This is a genomic window from Paenibacillus sp. FSL H7-0940 (assembly GCF_037979415.1).
GTDB classification, from domain to species: domain Bacteria; phylum Bacillota; class Bacilli; order Paenibacillales; family Paenibacillaceae; genus Paenibacillus; species Paenibacillus amylolyticus.
Genome location: NZ_CP150280.1, coordinates 2785888 through 2803977, shown reverse-complemented (window position 1 = coordinate 2803977; position 18090 = coordinate 2785888). Strand labels below are relative to the sequence as shown.

Annotated in this window: 15 protein-coding genes; 8 read left to right on the top strand and 7 right to left on the bottom strand. The window is 47.5% G+C overall.

Annotated elements, in window-relative coordinates:
* Nucleotides 1–125 precede the first annotated feature (125 nt).
* The 6 genes from MHB71_RS12100 (at nt 126) to MHB71_RS12075 (ending at nt 8093) form a co-directional block, all read left to right on the top strand.
* A complete protein-coding gene (locus MHB71_RS12100) occupies nt 126–1124 on the top strand; it encodes an ABC transporter substrate-binding protein (RefSeq protein WP_340029707.1) in 999 nt (332 codons plus the stop codon).
* Between the two features lie 170 nt (nt 1125–1294).
* A complete protein-coding gene (locus tag MHB71_RS12095; RefSeq protein ID WP_340029706.1) occupies nt 1295–1915 on the top strand; it encodes a flavin reductase family protein in 621 nt (206 codons plus the stop codon).
* 233 nt (nt 1916–2148) lie between these two features.
* Nucleotides 2149–3303, top strand: coding sequence for a type III polyketide synthase (locus tag MHB71_RS12090; RefSeq protein WP_340029705.1), 1155 nt, complete (start codon nt 2149–2151; stop codon nt 3301–3303).
* A gap of 108 nt (nt 3304–3411) precedes the next feature.
* Nucleotides 3412–5658, top strand: a complete 2247-nt coding sequence (locus MHB71_RS12085; protein WP_340029704.1) for an MMPL family transporter — start codon at nt 3412–3414, stop codon at nt 5656–5658.
* A gap of 191 nt (nt 5659–5849) precedes the next feature.
* Complete coding sequence (locus tag MHB71_RS12080; protein WP_340029702.1) at nt 5850–6869, top strand: alpha/beta hydrolase family protein; 1020 nt, start codon at nt 5850–5852, stop codon at nt 6867–6869.
* Nucleotides 6870–6920: 51 nt separating this feature from the next.
* Nucleotides 6921–8093 (top strand): GDSL-type esterase/lipase family protein, encoded by a 1173-nt coding sequence (locus MHB71_RS12075; RefSeq protein ID WP_340029701.1) that lies wholly within the window; start codon nt 6921–6923, stop codon nt 8091–8093.
* 139 nt (nt 8094–8232) lie between these two features.
* Here MHB71_RS12075 and mnhG read toward each other — a convergent pair whose 3' ends face one another.
* The 6 genes from mnhG to MHB71_RS12045 are packed head-to-tail and all read right to left on the bottom strand — an operon-like array spanning nt 8233 to nt 14141.
* Nucleotides 8233–8625: a monovalent cation/H(+) antiporter subunit G gene (mnhG, locus tag MHB71_RS12070; RefSeq protein WP_017688856.1), complete on the bottom strand. Its 393-nt coding sequence runs from the start codon at nt 8623–8625 to the stop codon at nt 8233–8235.
* On the bottom strand, nt 8609–8893 hold the full coding sequence (locus tag MHB71_RS12065) for a Na(+)/H(+) antiporter subunit F1 (protein WP_017688855.1): 285 nt from the start codon (nt 8891–8893) through the stop codon (nt 8609–8611). The genes mnhG and MHB71_RS12065 overlap by 17 nt, the downstream gene beginning before the upstream one ends.
* The gene (locus MHB71_RS12060; protein ID WP_036608718.1) at nt 8893–9369 is read right to left on the bottom strand and encodes a Na+/H+ antiporter subunit E; all 477 of its coding nucleotides are present in this window, start codon (nt 9367–9369) and stop codon (nt 8893–8895) included. Before MHB71_RS12060 ends, MHB71_RS12065 begins: the two co-directional genes overlap by 1 nt.
* Before the next feature lie 6 nt (nt 9370–9375).
* Nucleotides 9376–10854, bottom strand: a complete 1479-nt coding sequence (locus MHB71_RS12055; RefSeq protein ID WP_047842678.1) for a Na+/H+ antiporter subunit D — start codon at nt 10852–10854, stop codon at nt 9376–9378.
* Nucleotides 10847–11185 (bottom strand): Na(+)/H(+) antiporter subunit C, encoded by a 339-nt coding sequence (locus tag MHB71_RS12050; protein ID WP_036608715.1) that lies wholly within the window; start codon nt 11183–11185, stop codon nt 10847–10849. Before MHB71_RS12050 ends, MHB71_RS12055 begins: the two co-directional genes overlap by 8 nt.
* 1 nt (nt 11186) lies before the next feature.
* Nucleotides 11187–14141: a Na+/H+ antiporter subunit A gene (locus MHB71_RS12045; protein ID WP_282322184.1), complete on the bottom strand. Its 2955-nt coding sequence runs from the start codon at nt 14139–14141 to the stop codon at nt 11187–11189.
* Between the two features lie 461 nt (nt 14142–14602).
* Between MHB71_RS12045 and MHB71_RS12040 the strand changes: the two genes are divergently transcribed.
* Together MHB71_RS12040 and MHB71_RS12035 are read left to right on the top strand one after the other, a co-directional pair.
* Nucleotides 14603–16243 carry a diguanylate cyclase gene (locus MHB71_RS12040; RefSeq protein WP_315371674.1) on the top strand — a complete coding sequence of 547 codons (1641 nt, stop codon included), beginning with the start codon at nt 14603–14605 and terminating at the stop codon, nt 16241–16243.
* Nucleotides 16244–16315: 72 nt separating this feature from the next.
* Complete coding sequence (locus MHB71_RS12035; RefSeq protein ID WP_036608711.1) at nt 16316–16837, top strand: hypothetical protein; 522 nt, start codon at nt 16316–16318, stop codon at nt 16835–16837.
* 103 nt (nt 16838–16940) lie between these two features.
* Here the strand turns inward: MHB71_RS12035 and MHB71_RS12030 are convergent, their stop codons facing one another.
* On the bottom strand, nt 16941–18080 hold the full coding sequence (locus tag MHB71_RS12030; RefSeq protein WP_340029700.1) for a GGDEF domain-containing protein: 1140 nt from the start codon (nt 18078–18080) through the stop codon (nt 16941–16943).
* Nucleotides 18081–18090 lie beyond the last annotated feature (10 nt).

The window sequence follows — 18090 nt, the reverse complement described above, 5'->3', positions numbered from 1 at the left end:
AATCGGACAAATGTACATACGGATATTATATGTATCAATAATAGTTTCAATATTTTTGAACATTGAAATCTGTCACAATAACGCCGAATAAGGTTTCTATAATGAATTGAAAGGGGATATATCAAGTGTTTAAGAGAAATAAAAAGATGATCATGCTTCTAATGACGGTGATGGTTATGTCCATCTGGTTGGCCGCTTGTGGAGCGAAGCCTGCAGAGAATGGAGCAGCAGGAGAGAACGATACAAAAACGGAGACGGAGACACAAACAGAAGCCGCTACAAAGCGCACATTAACAGATGCAATGGGACACGAAGTAACAATTCCCGCAAATCCGGAGCGCATCATCGCGTCTTATCTGGAAGACCATCTTGTTACACTCGGTGTTAAGCCAGCAGCACAATGGGCCATCAACAACGGCAGTGGTTTGCAGGATTATCTGCAAACCGATCTGAATGGTATACCTGGTATTGCAAGTGATCTACCTTTTGAAGCCATGGCCAGTTTCTCACCAGACCTGATTATTATGGGTTCTGAAAGTACAGTTGAAGGGGAGAAATACGAACAGTACAACAAAATTGCCCCTACTTATGTACTCGGAGATGAGGTCAACAAGGACTCGCGTCAGGCTCTGCTCAAGATCGGCGAGCTTCTGAACAAATCGGATGTAGCGCAGAAGGCGCTTGACGATTATGATGCCAAGGCAAAGGAAATCAAAGAAAAAGTAACTGCTGTTACTGGAGGAACAAAGTCGGCCGCAGCGTTGTGGTTGTTCAATAACAAGTTTTATGTTGTAAGCAACAATGTTTCCAGTGGTGAAGTGATGTACAACGAACTTGGACTTGCAGAGCCTAATGTTGTGAAGGAAGCATCTGCGAAGGCAACGGGTAACTGGTCTGAGATTTCATTGGAGAAGATCGCGGAAATGGACACAGACTATCTATTCCTGGTGAACAGTGACAAGGGAGCAGGCTCAGAAGCGCTGAAAGATGCCGTATGGCAGAGCATTCCTGCTGTAAAGACAGGTAATGTCTTTGAATTCACCCGGTCCAGCAGCTGGCTGTACAGCGGAGTTCAAGCGAACCTTCAAATTATGGAAGACATTCAGAACAGCATCGTTAAATAAGAAATAGCCAATACGAAATGGCATGTTCAAACTCCTTGGTGCAGTGGGCACCAGGGAGTTTTTTTTGTTAATTTAGCATTTTACGATATATAATAAAGAAGTAGAAGCATTGTTGTATCATGAAGTAGAGTTGTCATTTGCTTCACGAGCTTGGAAGGGGATATTTTCATATGTATACATTGGATCCACGTGAAATAACGGGAAGAGACAACTATAAACTGATGAGTGGTTCGGTGGTACCACGTCCAATTGCTTTTGTGACGACACTTTCAGATGAGAATGGTGTAATTAATGCAGCGCCTTTTAGTTTCTTTAATGTGGTTAGTTCGGACCCACCGCTGTTATCCATATCTATTGCACGTAAAGACGGTATCATGAAAGATACTGCACGTAATGTGATTGCTCATCAAGAACTGGTCGTGCATATCTGTGATGAAGCAATCATAACAGAAGTGAATGAGACAGCAGCCATACTGGAACCCCACGAAAGTGAGCTTGAGCGGACAAAACTGACTACAGTGCCAAGTACCAAGGTTGCTGTGCCAGGAATTCAGGAAGCACTCATTCGGATGGAGTGTGAGCTGTATCAACACATTCCGATCACGAATGATGAGGGCAAACCAGTGAGTGACCTGCTGCTGGTACGCATTGTACAGTATCATTTCAGCGAACAAGTCTACAATCCGGACAAGGGTTATATCCTGATGGATCATTTGAAACCAGTCAGCCGACTGGCGGGTAATGATTATGCCAAGCTTGGGGAGAGATTCACGATAATTCGGCCTGAGTAGTTCTGACAGATCGAATATGTAATATAGGAACGGGTTTAATCCGGTAGCAAAGGCGGACAGCACGTGCGAAACTCGCATATGTTGTCCGCCTTTGCTTGTTAATATGAACATAAACAGGACAGGTAGTGAATAGACTTGTACTATATCCTGCACACATGTCATATGAACCTATTTTATATATAGGTTGTTTAAAAAGCCTACTTTTGAACAGGTACTATAAGGGGGTTAAGCCGATGAACCAGCTTGAGGCAACTACTGGGGCAAGTATTATGGGAATAGGAACGGCGTGGCCTGCCCACCGTATTGAGCAAAAGGATGTATCTGCCCGTCTCGCGCAAGCGCTGGAACATGAGCCAGATGCGAGAAGATGGGCCAAACGGATCTTTAATCAGTGCGGTGTGGAGACTCGGTATACGTGTGAACCGAATCTGCTTGAGCCTGTTGATTCTTGCCGATATTTACCCTTTACCAATGCGGACGAGGTTCCGACTACATCCGAGCGTATGGGCAAATACAAAGCCGCTGCTGTTCCACTTGGTCTCGAGGCGGCCGGACAGGCCCTTCAGGATGCAGACGTAACCTCCTCGGAACTTACACATCTCATTACGGTGAGTTGCACGGGGCAATTCCTGCCCGGACTTGATGTTCGGCTGATCCAACAGCTTGAACTGTCACCGCAGATCAACCGGATTCCACTGGTGTTTCAGGGATGTGCAGCCGGTCTGAAGGCGATTCAACTGGCGAATTCCATTGTAACGGCAGATCAGAAGGCTACAGTTCTCATCGTGTGTGTGGAACTATGTACACTTCACTTTCAGCCATCTGCCAAACGGGACGACCTGTATGCTGCATCGTTCTTCGGAGACGGCGCCTCTGCCTGTGTTATTGGTGCGTCCGGAGCAGACCGCAATGAATGTTTTCGACTAGGCCGAGGGCACTCAACGCTGCTCCCGGATTGTGCAGAAGAAATGATCTGGGAAGTCGGCAATACAGGCTTTGATCTCTACCTGTCACCACAGATTCCGAAGCTGCTTGGTTTGCATCTCGGTCCAGAGGTAGAACGGTTGCTGGAGGGGAGCGGTTTACCGGACATATGGGCGATCCATCCGGGAGGCAGAGGCATCGTGGATGCCGTTCAGAAGCTGTATCAGTTGACAGATGAGCAGGTCTCCTACAGCCGAAACATCCTGCGGGATTATGGCAACCTGTCGTCCGTGACGATTCTTTTTGTTCTTCAAGCCATCCGTGAGGATTACAGACAGAAGGAAGAGCATTCCAGTGGGATAGCGCTGGCCTTTGGCCCGGGACTGACGGCAGAGTTACTTCCTTTTACATACATCCCTGCCCCCATTGCGAACAGAACACCTGTGAATCATGGCATTCAATAGTTCGCGAACCCGAGTGAAGGAGATATACACCGTAAGTGTATGAATGTGCTTATGATCTTACCGATGAACATAATTGAATGACTAATCTGATCGCAGAGGAGCTTAGGTATGGGTTATCGCAGACTTGCTGCCTTCATCAGCCGATATCCGCGGTTCATTATTCTCTGCTGGGTATTTATCATCGGGATGTCAGCGGTCTGGGCATGGAAGTTACCTGACATTGTTCAAGATCACGGATTAAAACGGGTTCACGGGGATGCGCAAGCAGTTGAAGCTGTTCTGGAGGACGAATTCGGATCTCCTGCTGATCCGGTTATTCTGGTTTTTGAGAAAAAGGAAAATACCTCGCCGTTACAGTTCCGGCAGTGGATCAAGGATCGTTTGACACAGGTTCAAGTATTGCCTGCGGTAACTTCTATCACGTCCCCTCTGGATGCTAGCGAAAGGGTGACGCTGCAAGATCAAAGGGCATATGCCCTTGTGAAAATGGATGTGCCTGCGCATCAGATGGGTCCCCCACTGGAGCAGTTGCGCGCCGTGCTGGCAACAGACGGTCCAGGTACGGTGCAATTGACGGGAAAGGCAGTCGTGCAGCAGGATGTCAATCATCTGAGCTTCCGTGATCTGGAACGGGCAGAGATGGTGGGACTGCCGATTGCCCTGATCGTTTTGTGTTTTGCATTCAGGGGGCTATATGCCGCGTTGATTGCTGTCATGATGGGGATCAGTGCTGTGATTACCGCGATGGGAGTCACGTCACTCCTTGGTTATCATCTGGAATTGTCCAACTTTATCATTAATGTGATTCCCATGGTGGGCATGGCACTGAGTATAGACTTTGCCCTGATCATCCTGAGCAGGTACAGGGAAGAAGTTCAGCGGGCTTATGAAGATGAAGGCAAAGCTAATTTTACGGGCAGTAGCCTGGATATGCAGAGCGAGGTTTTGCGGAGCGAGATTCTTCAGCGAACATTACGTACAGCAGGCAGAGCAGTGTTGTTCTCGGCAGCGTGCGTGCTCCTTGGGCTGATGGGTCTGCTCTGGATCAGACTGCCAATGTTTCTAAGTGTATCATTGGGGGCTATTATTGTTCTGCTCCTATCGCTACTGTTAAATGTTACGCTGCTTCCAGCTCTGCTATCACTGTCTGCGGATCGGGTATTCAGGCGAAAGTCAGTTCATTCGTTACCTAGAGGTTCAGTCTGGCATCGATGGTCAGCGATGGTCATGAAAGGACCAGTCAGTATGACCATTGGAGGTACGGTTGTGCTGCTCCTGTGTGTTTATCCAGTGACCCGGTTGGAATTGTCCGTCCCGGATGCCTCTTCACTGCCAGAGAGAATGGAGTCCCGCCAAGCAGCCGAGCAGTTGCAACATGATTTGGGGCAAAAGAATACCTCCACCATCGAGATCGTGATTGGCGGACAGCAGGAACTGTTGACTGCCTCTCACTGGCATTTGGCCCACCACAAAGCCCGTCAACTACTGCAGGACTCAAGCGTATTGAGCATTGTTTCACCATGGGGCCTATTACAGCCGAATCAAAACGGTTCGCAAAGCCTTTTTCAAATTCCACCGTCGGCGCTAACTCCTTCCATAGAAGGCAAGGAGTCAACCAGGACGGCATGGCTGCGTTCAACGGTCTCTGATCACTCGATTCGATTGATAGCCACGGTGCACGGGGAGCCTGGTTCGGAACAGGTTGCAGACTTGCTGGAACGAATGAGGAATAGCGATCATGCACCAGGTTCCAACAACGTAAAACTACGTTATGGTGGGGAAGCTGCCAAGCAGTATGAAATAATGCAGGAAGTCACAAGTCAACTGCCCAAAGTGCTGGTATTTGTAGTGGTCACCAATTATCTTGTGTTACTGGCGGCATTCCGATCGATGCTCATTCCAATCAAGGCAATTGTGATGAATCTGCTCAGCTTAGCCGCTTCATTTGGCATATTGGTGTGGGTGTTTAATGAAGGACATCTAGGTATGGAGCAGTCAGCTATTGCCATTATGATTCCTGTATTCATTGCAGGATTGGTGTTTGGCATATCCATGGATTATGGTGTGTTTATGCTTAGCCGTATTCAGGAAGTGTATAGACGAACCGGAGACAGTGATGTGGCTGTCCAACAGGGATTGGCTTCTACAGGCCGTCTGGTTACCTCCGCAGCGGCAATTCTGCTTGCGGTGACCGTGCCGTTTGCTTTTGCTGAAGTCGCAGGTGTGAGGCAGTTAGGGATCGGAATCACGGCAGCGGTGTTGATTGACGTTACATTAATCCGTCTAATACTTGTACCTGCATTGATGAAATTAATGGGCAGGTGGAACTGGTGGCTGCCAGGTCAGATGAAATGAAGGGTATTTCCGTAACCTGTCTTCAGGTTGGAGATATCCTTTTTTTGGCTAGAAATCGTGTGATTCCATTCAAAACAGGCAAACATGTTCAATTCATGGGTGACCTAGATGTTCTATAATGGATGGGATTAATTCCATATAATAGTCTTATATCTACGTTATCCTATGAAAAACAGGAGGGACACAGGCCCATGTCTGATATTGAAGCCTATCTACAACAACAAACGAATCTTCGTGGTCGTTCCGCGTATCATGCAGATCAACCCCTGGATTTATGGCGCAGTCAGTTACGTACACGTGTGAAAGAACGGCTGGGCGGTTTCCCCACGATGGCGGCAGCACTAAATCCTGTCTTACTGGAGCGCATTACATGTGACGGATATATTCGGGAGCGGATTGAAATCACGACCTATGCAGGACTTCGCATGCCTGTGTATTTATTAATTCCGGGTGATGGAAGCATTATCGAAAACAAGAGACCTGCTATCGTTGCTTGTCATGGGCATGGCTACGGTAGCCGAGAGATATCGGGCATGAAACCGGATGGGTCACTACGGACAGGAGAGCCCGGATTACACAAGGACTTTGCTTTAGCTCTTGTGAAGCGTGGATATGTGGTTGCGGCTCCAGAGTTGCTCGGATTTGGTGATCGAAGACTGGAAGAGGACCGCGATGCGCCACCAGGGGTAAGCTCCTGTACGAAGATTGCTGCGCATCTGCTTATGGTGGGGAAGACCCTCGCCGGTCATAGGGTGTATGAAACAACACGTGTATTGGATTATGTATCGACTCGGCCAGAAGTGGATTCGGAGCGAATTGGAAGCATGGGTATCTCGGGCGGTGGGCTGGTGACTGCATTTACAGCCGCGTTGGATGAACGGTTCAGGGCAACTGTGGTAAGCGGTTATGCAAATACATTCCAGGGTAGCATATTGGATCGGAACCATTGTCTCGACAACTATGTGCCAGGTATCCTGCGTGAAGCGGAGTTGCCGGATCTCATCGGCCTGATTGTTCCTAGGCCACTTTTTATTGAAGCTGGAAGTGATGATCAGGTGTTCCCAATCCATGCAGCGAGAGAGGCGTATGCCCGTTTGACACACATATATGAGCAGGCGGGAGCAACAGAATCACTGGATGCGGATTTCTTTACCGGTGGACATGAGATTAGCGGAGTGAAAGCCTATGACTGGCTTGACCAAGTTCTGTGAAACTGAGGATCGTCAACTAATATAATTCTGATTCGAGAGGAGAATTCAGTGATGAAATGGTCAATATCGGTAAAGCTTCTGCTCTGTTTTGTTCTGTTTGCAAGTACAACGGGCATCGGTTTGGGAAGCAGTGGAGGGCAAGTCGCCGAAGCGGCAACGGACAATTACAGATTTGATTTTGGTTCGGGTGCTGTTGAGAGCGGTTACACAGGCGTGTCCGCAGGAGATGCCTATACGCCTACGAAAGGTTATGGCTTCAACACACCTGCCAATATGAGAAATGTGCCTGCCTCAGGAAGCGGGGTTAAGAGTGACGCTGTGCAGTTTCTGACTTACGGCACCAAGAGCACCAATACCTTCAATGTGAATCTGTCCAATGGCCTATATGAAGTTAAAGTGGTCCTGGGCAATACTGCCAGAGCGAGTGTGGCTGCAGAAGGTGTCTACCAGATCATTAATATGACGGGCAACGGGGCAACGGACCAGTTTCAAATTCCGGTGACTGACGGGCAATTAAACCTGCTGGTTACAGAAGGAAAGACAGGCACCGCCTTCACACTTAGTGCACTTGAAATCCGGAAGTTATCCAATCAAACCGTTACCAACCGCACGATCTACATTGGTGGTGACTCAACAGTTTGTAATTACTATCCGCTGGGTAGCAGTGTACAAGGAGGTTGGGGACAGTTGTTTCCGTCCTATGTGAACAATGCCACCTTCCAGGTTCGAAATATGGCGGCAAGTGGTCAATTTGCGAGAGGTTTCCGCGATGATGGTCAGATGGAAGCGATTCTCAAGTATATCAAGCCGGGAGATTATTTTATTTTGCAATTCGGAATTAACGATACCAATGCCAAGAATAATACAACGGAGGCGCAGTTCAAAGAGATTATGCGGGATATGGTACGTAAGGCGAAGAACAAAGGAGCAACGGTTATCCTCTCCACGCCTCAGGGCCGGGCAACAGACTTTAATACAGCCAATGTACATCAAGCGGAGAACCGCTGGTACAATCAATCCACACGTGCACTTGCTCAGGAAGAGGGGGTCACCCTGGTTGAACTGAATAAGTTAAGTTCTGCCTATTTCACGTCTATTGGTCCTGCGGCAACACTTGCTCTGTATATGACAGGGGATAGTCTGCATCCGAATCGTCAAGGGGCTGCGGAGCTTGCACGTATTGTGGCTGCGGATCTGAGAAGACAGGGACTGAGTGGATTCTGACTATGCTATGCTACTTAATCAGTCTGCATAATCAGTGCTTGATATGATCCGTGTATGCAAAATAAACAAATACCCCCGGGAACAACCCGCGAAACGGGCGGCTGATCCTCGGGGGTATTTGTTATGCCTAGGCTGGGGATTACTCCATCATATCCTTGGCTTCATGGTTCACTTTTTTCCCTTTTAACAAGGGTTCCAGTTCATCTTGCACGCTCTGCTCCCACAGTGGTACATCTGTGCGATAGGCGGCCCGACCATTCAGATGTCCGGCGACCGGAGCCGTGATGAATACAAACAGGATACCTAACAACAAGCGGGCACTGATATAGTTATCGAAATACCAGAAGTAGAAAAATGTAGCGCTTAATACACAGAACACTCCAAGTGTCATACTTTTGGTTGCGGCATGGGCACGTAGATATACATCAGGCAGACGAATAAGTCCAAATGCGCTGAGTGCACTGAGTAGTGCACCGAGCAGTACGAGTAGACCTATAGCGGTTTCAGCGGCTACTTTAACGATCTCCATCATTTTTGAATACCGCCCCCCGTTCAATATAACGTGCAAATGCCACTGTACTTAGAAAAGCCAAAATGCCAATCAGCAAGATAATATCCAGATAGGCCTGAGTTTGCAGCATCATCGACAGAACAGCAACGATGGCAATCACATTGATACCGATGGTATCCAGTGCCGTGATCCGATCAGCCATGGATGGTCCCCGCAGCACCCTGTACAAGCAACCCAGAATGGCTAAGGAGAGAATGAGCAATGAGATGAACAACAGTGAGGATAACATTAACGCGTCACCTCCATAATTGCTTTTTCGAATGTATTTTGGATATCATCTCTCATTTTCTGTTCATCCTTGATATCCAGTGCGTGAATAAACAGTTTACGTTGATTACCCGAGATTTCAAGCGGCAGAGAACCTGGTGTCAATGAGATGAGTAAGCAGAGCAGAGTAACTTCCCAATCCGAGGACAATTGAGTTTTATACGTAAAAATACCGGGCCTTATATCGAGCTTAGGCTTGATAATCTGGCGTATAACCTCAATGCTGGCTCGCACCAGTTCCTTGAACAGCAGTGTAATCAGTTTGAAGATAGCCCAGACTCGCACAATATAGAAGCGCTGGGGGAAGAATCTGCGCATCCCCCCGATGAGAAGCAGTCCGAGCAGGTAACCTATGAGAAAACCAACACCATTCCAGGCGTTGTTCAGAAACATCCATACAAAAGCAATGATAAGATTCAGTACAATCTGAAAGGCCATAGACATCTACTCCTTCAATACGGCATCAATATAAATATTGGGATGCAGTAGAATATCGCCTGCGCGGGAGGTCAATTGGAACATGCCTTCAGCCCCCACACCCATTACGATGATGAATACAAACAGAATCCCGGCAGGAATCAGAAGGCCGTTCACCGCGTAAGGGCGTCTTGTAACCCCGGCAGGTGGTTCGCCCCAGAACGCTTGTATGAAGATACGAAGTACCGAATATAACATCAACAAGCTTGAAAGCACCGCAATGCCGGTGAGACCATACAGGCCTGCCTGCAAGCCTCCTTCAAAGAGAAGCAACTTCCCTGGAAATCCACTAAATGGCGGCAAACCTGCCAAGGCAAGTGCGCTAATGAAGAACATCCAGCCTAGCAGTGGATAGCGATGGATTAGCCCGCCCATGTTATCAAGTTTGGATGTTCCGGCAACAGCGATCAAGGCACCGCCGAGCAGGAAGAGCAATGTTTTGATCAACATATCATGCAGCATATAGAAGAGCAGACCTTCCAGTGCAGGGCGACTGGCCGCGGCCATACCAAAAGCGACAAACCCTACACCTGCGACCACGTTGTAGATGAGAATCTTGTTTACATCGCGGTATGAGATCGCACCAATGACACCCAGGACCATCGTTGCTCCAGCCATCCATCCGATTAGTGCATGGAAGAAATCAGGATCATGATAGAAGATCAGTGTGAATGTTCGCACAATCGCGTACAAGCCAACCTTGGTAAGCAATCCTGCGAACAATGCAGTGACAACAGCAGGTGGTGCCGCATAAGAGCCCGACAGCCAGAAGAACAGGAACAGCCCGGCCTTGATGCTAAATACGATCAGAAAGAGAACAGCAATTAAGGTAATGACTCCGCTCTGTCCCACTTCAGCAATTTTGACGGACAAATCTGCCATGTTCAGTGTGCCAGTTATGGAGTAGAGGAAGCCGATGGAAGCGACAAAAAGAGCTGAAGAAACGATGTTAATCAAGACATATTTGATCGTTTCCCGAAGCTGTCTTTCCGTACCTCCCAATACGATCAGTGCATAGGAAGAGATGAGCATCAGTTCAAAGCTGACAAACAAATTGAACAAATCTCCGGTTAGGAATGAACCGTTAACGCCCGCGATCAGAAAATGAAAGAACGGATAGAAGTGGTGCTCTTCCCGCTCCTTGTTCACACTGCGGAACGCATACAGCAGACACGCCAGTGCAATGATGGAAGCGGCAACGACAAGTAGCGCCGATACCATGTCCGCAACAAGCACAATACCATAGGGAGGTGCCCATCCACCCATATTAAGCGTTAGAACTCCAGTCTGAGCTACCCGCGTAATGAGTATCGTTGAGACCGCTGCTGTAAACAAAAGTCCAATGACACTAATGATCCGCTGGATATTTATTTTTCGGAAAAATAGCAGAGCCAGAACACCTGTAATCAAAGGCAACAGAATGGGCAGAACGACGAGATTATTCATATGGGCGCCCCCTTACTTCTTCCATATCGTCTGTTCTCAGCTTCAGATAAGAACGATAGGAGAGAACAAAGAAGAACGCAGTGAGTCCGAAATTAATAACAATCGAAGTTAGTATCAAAGCCTGAGGAAGAGGATCGACATAACGTTCAGCCATCTCCCCAAGCAGCGGTGGTGCCCCGGTTTTGAGACGTGACATGGTGATCAAGAGCAGATGCACGCCATGGGTTAGTATGGACATGCCAAGTACGATGCGGAGCAGGCTCCGCGACAAGATTAAAAAGACGGCAACCGCAAACAGAATGCCAACGGCTACACACATCAATATTTCCATATCAGCGATCCTCCCCGATCTGTAGAATGATGGTCATGGTGACACCCAGGACAGCGAGATACACGCCAAGATCAAACAGCATGGCTGTAGCGAGTTCTGTCTCTCCCAGCAAAGGAAGTTCGAAATAACCGAAGGTTTGACTTAGGAACGGGACTCCGAATATAAATGAACCCGCACCCGTGAGTAAAGCTATACCCAATCCGATTCCTGTTAGCATACGGAAGTCAACCGGTAACGCTTTGCGTATCGTATCTGTACTGAATGCCAGGGCAATCAATACGAGCGCTGCCGCTGTGACCAAGCCACCGATGAAACCTCCGCCCGGATTGTGGTGACCTGCAAAGAAGAGGTGCATGGCAAACGTCAGTATGATGAACACAACAACCTTGGTGGTCGTTTGCAGCAATACATCATTACTCTGCAAAGGGACAGTATCCCACGAGGATGAGCTGCGTTCCCGGTTACCATACTTTTTCGTATTGTCCGCTTCATCATCCAGAGCAGGTTCGGAATCCTGACTCTCGTCCTTCTTACGGAACTTCAAGCGGGCTCCAAGATCTTTTGCTTCGAGGTTCAGATTAATCATGGAGTAGATGGATAACGAAGCAACGCCAAGCACCATAATCTCCAATAATGTATCGAAGCCACGGAAATCTACCAGCAACACGTTCACGACATTTTTACCACCAGCTGAGTCATAGGCTTCCTGAAGGAAGAAAGTAGAAATGCTGTCCAGTGAGGCTGTTCCGCTTGCGGCCAATGCAACAAAAGTCATCACGATCCCGACTGCAATCGCTACGATCATATTTACCGTGAGATAACTGCGGCTTGATTTGCCACGTTGAAGCTCAGGCAGATGGTAGAAGCAGAGCAGGAACAGTGCAACCGATACCGTCTCAACAATCATCTGTGTCAACGCCAGATCTGGCGCCCGGAAGAGTACAAACAGTAGGGTTACGAGGTAACCAACCGCTCCGGTCATAATGACTGCTGACAGTCTGTTCTTGGCAAAAGGAATCGAAACTGCAGCACCGATGAGCGTGACTAGCAGTACCACCTCATAAAATGAGAAAGGTGCATTGCCCTGCAGATTCCAGCTAATATTTTCTCCTGAACGGAAGAAGGCATAGACCAGCAACGCGACCGTGAATGAGAAAATGTAAACGAGATAATTACGAACCGAGCCATTCATATAGGCTTCCGTCCATTTGCGTGCATAATGCTGAAGATTATCAAGCACGACATGGTACATATTGTTAATTGTTAATCCTTGTGGATAATGCTCATAAATATTCCTCCATCGTGGCAACAGCTTGTAGAGAGTGATTCCGAGAATCACAACTCCGATTGTCATAATTAGTTCCGGAGTCCATCCATGCCACAGGGAGAAATGTACATCGAAGCGCTCATTCCCATTCAAGAGGGATGGAAGCACAGCGGCCATTGCCGGTTCAATAAGTGATCCGGCCAGCAGATTCGGGAAGAGTCCGAATACAACGACAAGAACACCTAGAACAACAGGCGGAATGAGCATGCCAGCGGGCGCTTCGTGCAGCTTCTCGGCAGGGATCTCGCTTTGGCTACGACCGAGGAATGTTTTGAACACGATAATAAGCGCATAGATCAGGGTAAACACACTTGCAAGCCAAGCGAATACCGGCAATAGAACACTCCAGGACCCAAGTCCAAAGATTCGTAGATGCGTGACTTCCACCATCGCCTGGAAGAATAACTCCTTGCTCAGGAATCCGTTGAAGGGCGGAATACCCGCCATGGCAAGTGAGCCGATCAATGCCACGGTGAATGTGATTGGCATGAATGAAGCAAGTCCACCGAGCTTCCGTATGTCCCGTGTACCCGTTTCATGATCAACAATCCCTACGACCATGAACAGAGCGGCCTTGAAGGTTGCATGATTAAACAGGTGAAGTAGCGCAGCGGTTATTGCAACAGTGTACATCGCAGAGGATTCGCCATATCCGAAGTAGAGAGCAGCAGATCCAACCCCTAAGAGGGACATGATCAGACCAAGTTGAGAGATGGTCGAATAGGCAAGAATCGCTTTGAGATCGTTTTTTTTCACCGCCAGGAATGATCCATAACACAAAGTCAGAAGACCAACGCCAGTAACGAGCCAGAACCAGAGTCCCTGTCCACCGAAGATTGGTGTAAACCGTGCTACAACGTACAGTCCGGCCTTGACCATGGTGGCTGAGTGAAGATAGGCACTCACAGGTGTCGGAGCTTCCATGGCATCCGGCAACCAGATATGGAACGGGAACTGAGCTGACTTGGTGAAAGCTCCAATCAGGATCAAGATAAGTGCGGGTAGAAATAGTGCGCTTTCCTGAAACTGACCCAATCCTGTAATGGTTGCACGAATACTGAATGTTCCGGTAATGAGATACATCATCATGAATCCGGTAAGCATGGCGAAACCGCCAAATACCGTAATCAGGAATGATTTTTGTGCTCCTGAAGTTGAGGCTTTACGCTTGTAATGGAATGCAATCAACAGGAATGACGTAATACTGGTCAATTCCCAGAATCCGTAGAGCACGATCATATTATCAGACAGCACCACGCCCAACATGGCTCCCATGAACATCAACAGATACAGGTAGAAACGGTTCAGCGCTTCTTTCATATCCATGTAGAAGATGGAGTAGAGAACAACGAGGACACCGATTCCGGTGATTAGCAGTGTCAACATGAGGCTCAGACCGTCCAGATACAGATTAAATCCAATGTCCAGTGAAGGAATCCATGGGATATTTCCGGATACGGTATTGCGCTGTGACACAGCGGGTATGAGACTCGCAAAGTATACAAATAATAGTGCCGGGACAAGGAGAACCGGCCATCCCAAATGTAATTTACGGAAGAAACGATGCAGCATGGCAAGAAGAATGCCAGCGGCAAAAGGCAGAATAACAGCAACATGAAGCAGGCTCAACATTACACCCCCAATGTTTAGTATTTCGATTACTCTCTCTGTGACATACAGGCGCATGATCCTTTGAAGGATATGCTTGCTCTCTATATTCATAACCCAAGTATGTATATACAGAATCGTGTCTATTCTTTGAATGGAAGAAACACGGTGAAGATTTCAGTATAATATTGTATGGGCATGTATAATAAAAAAACACACAAGTTCCGATAAATATGAAAACGATTAGGGCGTGTCTGAAACTCCGAAGAAGCAGATTTTGCCGAATTTTCGTTCCAAGCCAGGAAGTTTTCCGCAGGCGTGCCGGGGCACGTCAAGGGAAAGTGACGCAGCAGGGGGCGAAAAGGCGGTAAAAGATGCACTTCAGCGAGTTTTGAGACACGTCCGAGGTGACATTCCGTGTACTCTTTACAGCATAGTTATGTTGAGAAGCAAGATGGTTTCACCGTGTAATGGAGGAAGTAATGTCATTCAAAATTAGAACTGTGCTTACAGTCATCTTTGCTGTGTTATCCTTGCTGGTTACTCTGACAATTGGGTCTATTTTTAGCCAAAAATCATTTGTTGCTGTAGAGACTGAGATTGGTCACTCGCTTACAGGCACGGCCTCACAGGCTTCGGACAAGCTGGATCGATTCATGTCGGCTCGCGCGGGTGAACTGGACCTGCTGGGCCGAATGGCTTCGTTGGAAGATGAATTCCAACCTGATGAGATTCAGATGCTGCTGGATCAGTTACAAGATAGCTTTCCCTCATTCTCATGGGTTGGATTCATGGACCCGAAGGGAAAAGTGTTAGCTGCTACGGATGGTATCTTGCTTGGGGAAAATTTATCAGAGCGACCTGTGTATCAGGAGGGAATCAAGGGTAAATTCATTGGAGATGTGCATAATGCAGTACTTCTTGCCAAGCTGCTTCCGAATCCAACGGGAGAGCCGTTGCAATTTGTCGATATCAGTTTTCCGCTGAAGGATAGCAAAGGAATGATTCAAGGTGTGCTCGCTGCACATTTAAGCTGGGAATGGGCGAAGGAAGTTGAGGAATCCGTACTTGCCCCATTAAAAAGGGAAGAAAAGGACATTGAGTTTTTTATCGTTAGCAAAAAGGAACATACAGTGCTGCTCGGGCCGAAGGAATGGATCGGTAAACCGTTAGTATTGCCTGGCATTGAAGAGGCCCAGCTCAACAAGAGCAGTTGGTCCATTGAAAAGTGGCCTGACGGTAATGAATATGTGACAGGGTTTGCCTACAGCCAGGGTCATCTGGATTATCCCGGATTAGGCTGGACCGTAGTCATTCGTCAAGTCAAGTCATCTGCTTTTGCGTCTGTGTTTGACCTAATGTGGTTTAATGTGTGGTCTGGACTCGCCGTTACCGTGCTGTTTGCACTGATTGGCTGGGTTGTCTCACGTCTGATCTCTGCCCCGCTTGTGCGTCTTACCAGAGTAGCCAATCGACTGCGTGCAGGGGAAGAGCTTGAGATTCCTGCGATTAAGGGGATTAAGGAGATTGAAGTGTTGTCCCGTTCGCTTCGGGATATGCTGACCTCTCTTATGAATAAAAACTCAGAGCTGGTCGTGATGCAGAATCTGGCGCATTTTGATCAGTTGACTAGACTGCCAAATCGCACTGCCCTTGAAGTGTATCTGGAGGAGTCTCTGGAGACCGAAAGTGAAAATCACACGCTGACTTTTCTCTATCTGGATCTCGATGGATTCAAACGGGTCAACGATACACTTGGACATCAGACTGGAGATGTGCTGTTACAGAAAGTGGCCCAGCGACTGTCTGCTCTTGGTCAGGTGAAGGGGATAACAGTCCGATTGGGCGGAGATGAATTCCTGATTGTACTTCAGTCTGTTGGAAGTCATCCGAGGGAAGAAGCCATGGCTTATGCAGAAGCCATCATTCAAAGCTTGAACAAGCCGTTTATTATCGAATACGAGCGCATTCGAATTGGATGTAGCATCGGAGGTGCCGAATATCCTACCAACAGCGACAACCCAAGTGAGATTATTCGGATGGCGGACGAAGCTTTGTATGAGTCCAAACGTGCAGGCAAGAACAGAATGACATTTTATTCCGAGTTGAAGCAAGATCGTTAGCGTATAATAACATGAGCTGGGTTATCCCAATCACCTTTGTACGAATGTGCGTATATACAAGGAGGGGTGAAATTGTCTGGAAAATATACATCTGTACCTTATGGTTATGAGCCACCTGCGGCCAGCCGCAAAGGCACACTGACCTTTTATGACTCGTTTGAACATGTGACTGATGAGCAACTCGAGCGCGCCGCTGCAACGGTAGATACCCGTTCATTCATACAGCTTGTGTTGTATCCTTTACACGAGAGCACGTTTAAACGAATGAGCAAGGATTCGATACAGGCATATTACAAAAGAGAAGACCGCCTGCATGATTGGCGGCGGGAACATCCAACTTCACGTATACGTGTGGAGGGGCTTGAGGGCAAGAGAAAGAAATATACACCCGTGGATAGTGCGCTGCGCCACATCACTGCGGAATATCCAGCCCCTCACTTTCTTTATTTGACGATAGAGATGGCGAATATGTTTGCTTCATTTGATTCCTTCAAGGATTGGATCAAAGAGCTGCGTCTCATCATTGACGGATCGTCCGAATACCTGCATCCGATGCTGGAGCAAAATCGCCATCGCTGGGAATGGGCGGAATGAAAACATAGATGTATGAAGAAGATCGGCGTGCTGATCGTATTCAGACCCAAAAAAAGTTGTGTTGTACAAACCGGAATTCCGGTGTACAGCACAACTTTTTTATTTATATTTTCTCTGCCAAGGATGAAGTCAGATCAAGTGATGTTACGGTTTTATTTTTACCTGTTCGTTTCGCGGCATACAGACAGGCATCCACTTCCTCGAACAATTTGTCTTTGGTTAGATTAGGGCTGTAGCTTTTGAGACCGATACTCACGGTGATGGAAGCTCCTTCAAGTTCCAGATGGCCCATCAAGGCAATCTTCTGACGAATCTGTTCCACCAAGGCATAAGCCTGCTTGAAAGATTGCTCAAACATCAATAAGGCGAACTCTTCGCCCCCGTACCGTGCTGCAATATCACTTGAGGTAATGGTTTCCTGAATGATCAGGGACACTTTCTCCAGAATGATGTCTCCAACCCGATGACCATACGTATCATTAATGGATTTGAAGTCATCAATATCGATCAGGGCCAGATGCAGACTCATGCCACTGTTGGCATACTCAAATGCTTTTTCATAATAATCCTTGAATGAGCTTTGATTATAAAGGTTGGTTAGACCGTCTGTTTTGGACTGTTTGGTCATAATGGCATTTCGCACAATAAGGTCCTGCTTGGCAAGCATGCTGGCATGAAGATCATCGAGCACCTCAACGCCGCTGGTTACGATAACCTGTGCTACATATGTACCTAGGATTAGAAAAGCAGGAATGGATACCATGTCAAATGAAGACAGGTACAACCGGTAGGCCGGATCGAACAAAACCAGAAAGTAACCAGTCATCTGCATCAGAAAGACAATCCAGACTCTCTTTTTACTGAAGAACAGCACCGAAGCAAAGATGGGCAACAGACAGATTGCTAATATAATCCGAATGTCATAATTGACATGAATAATCGTCCAGGCGATAACCGTGCTGGCTATAGACATGGTGTAAAAGGAATATGAACTGAAGCGCCGATCAACCCAACTTGCGAACAAAATGCATGAACTGCTGACGGCCGTAGGCCAGAAGAGGACATTCATCAAGAAATCTGTAGGTGTGCGATCATACTTCAGAAACAGGAAACAGCCAATCTGAATGGCGAAATGTGCAATGATAACAATCCAGTAGGCATGGAGCATTTTTTGGATCCATTTGGAATGTTTGAACTCGTACTCTGTTGGAATGTGGCTATTGTGCGTATGGAAACCTTTCATATATCACCGC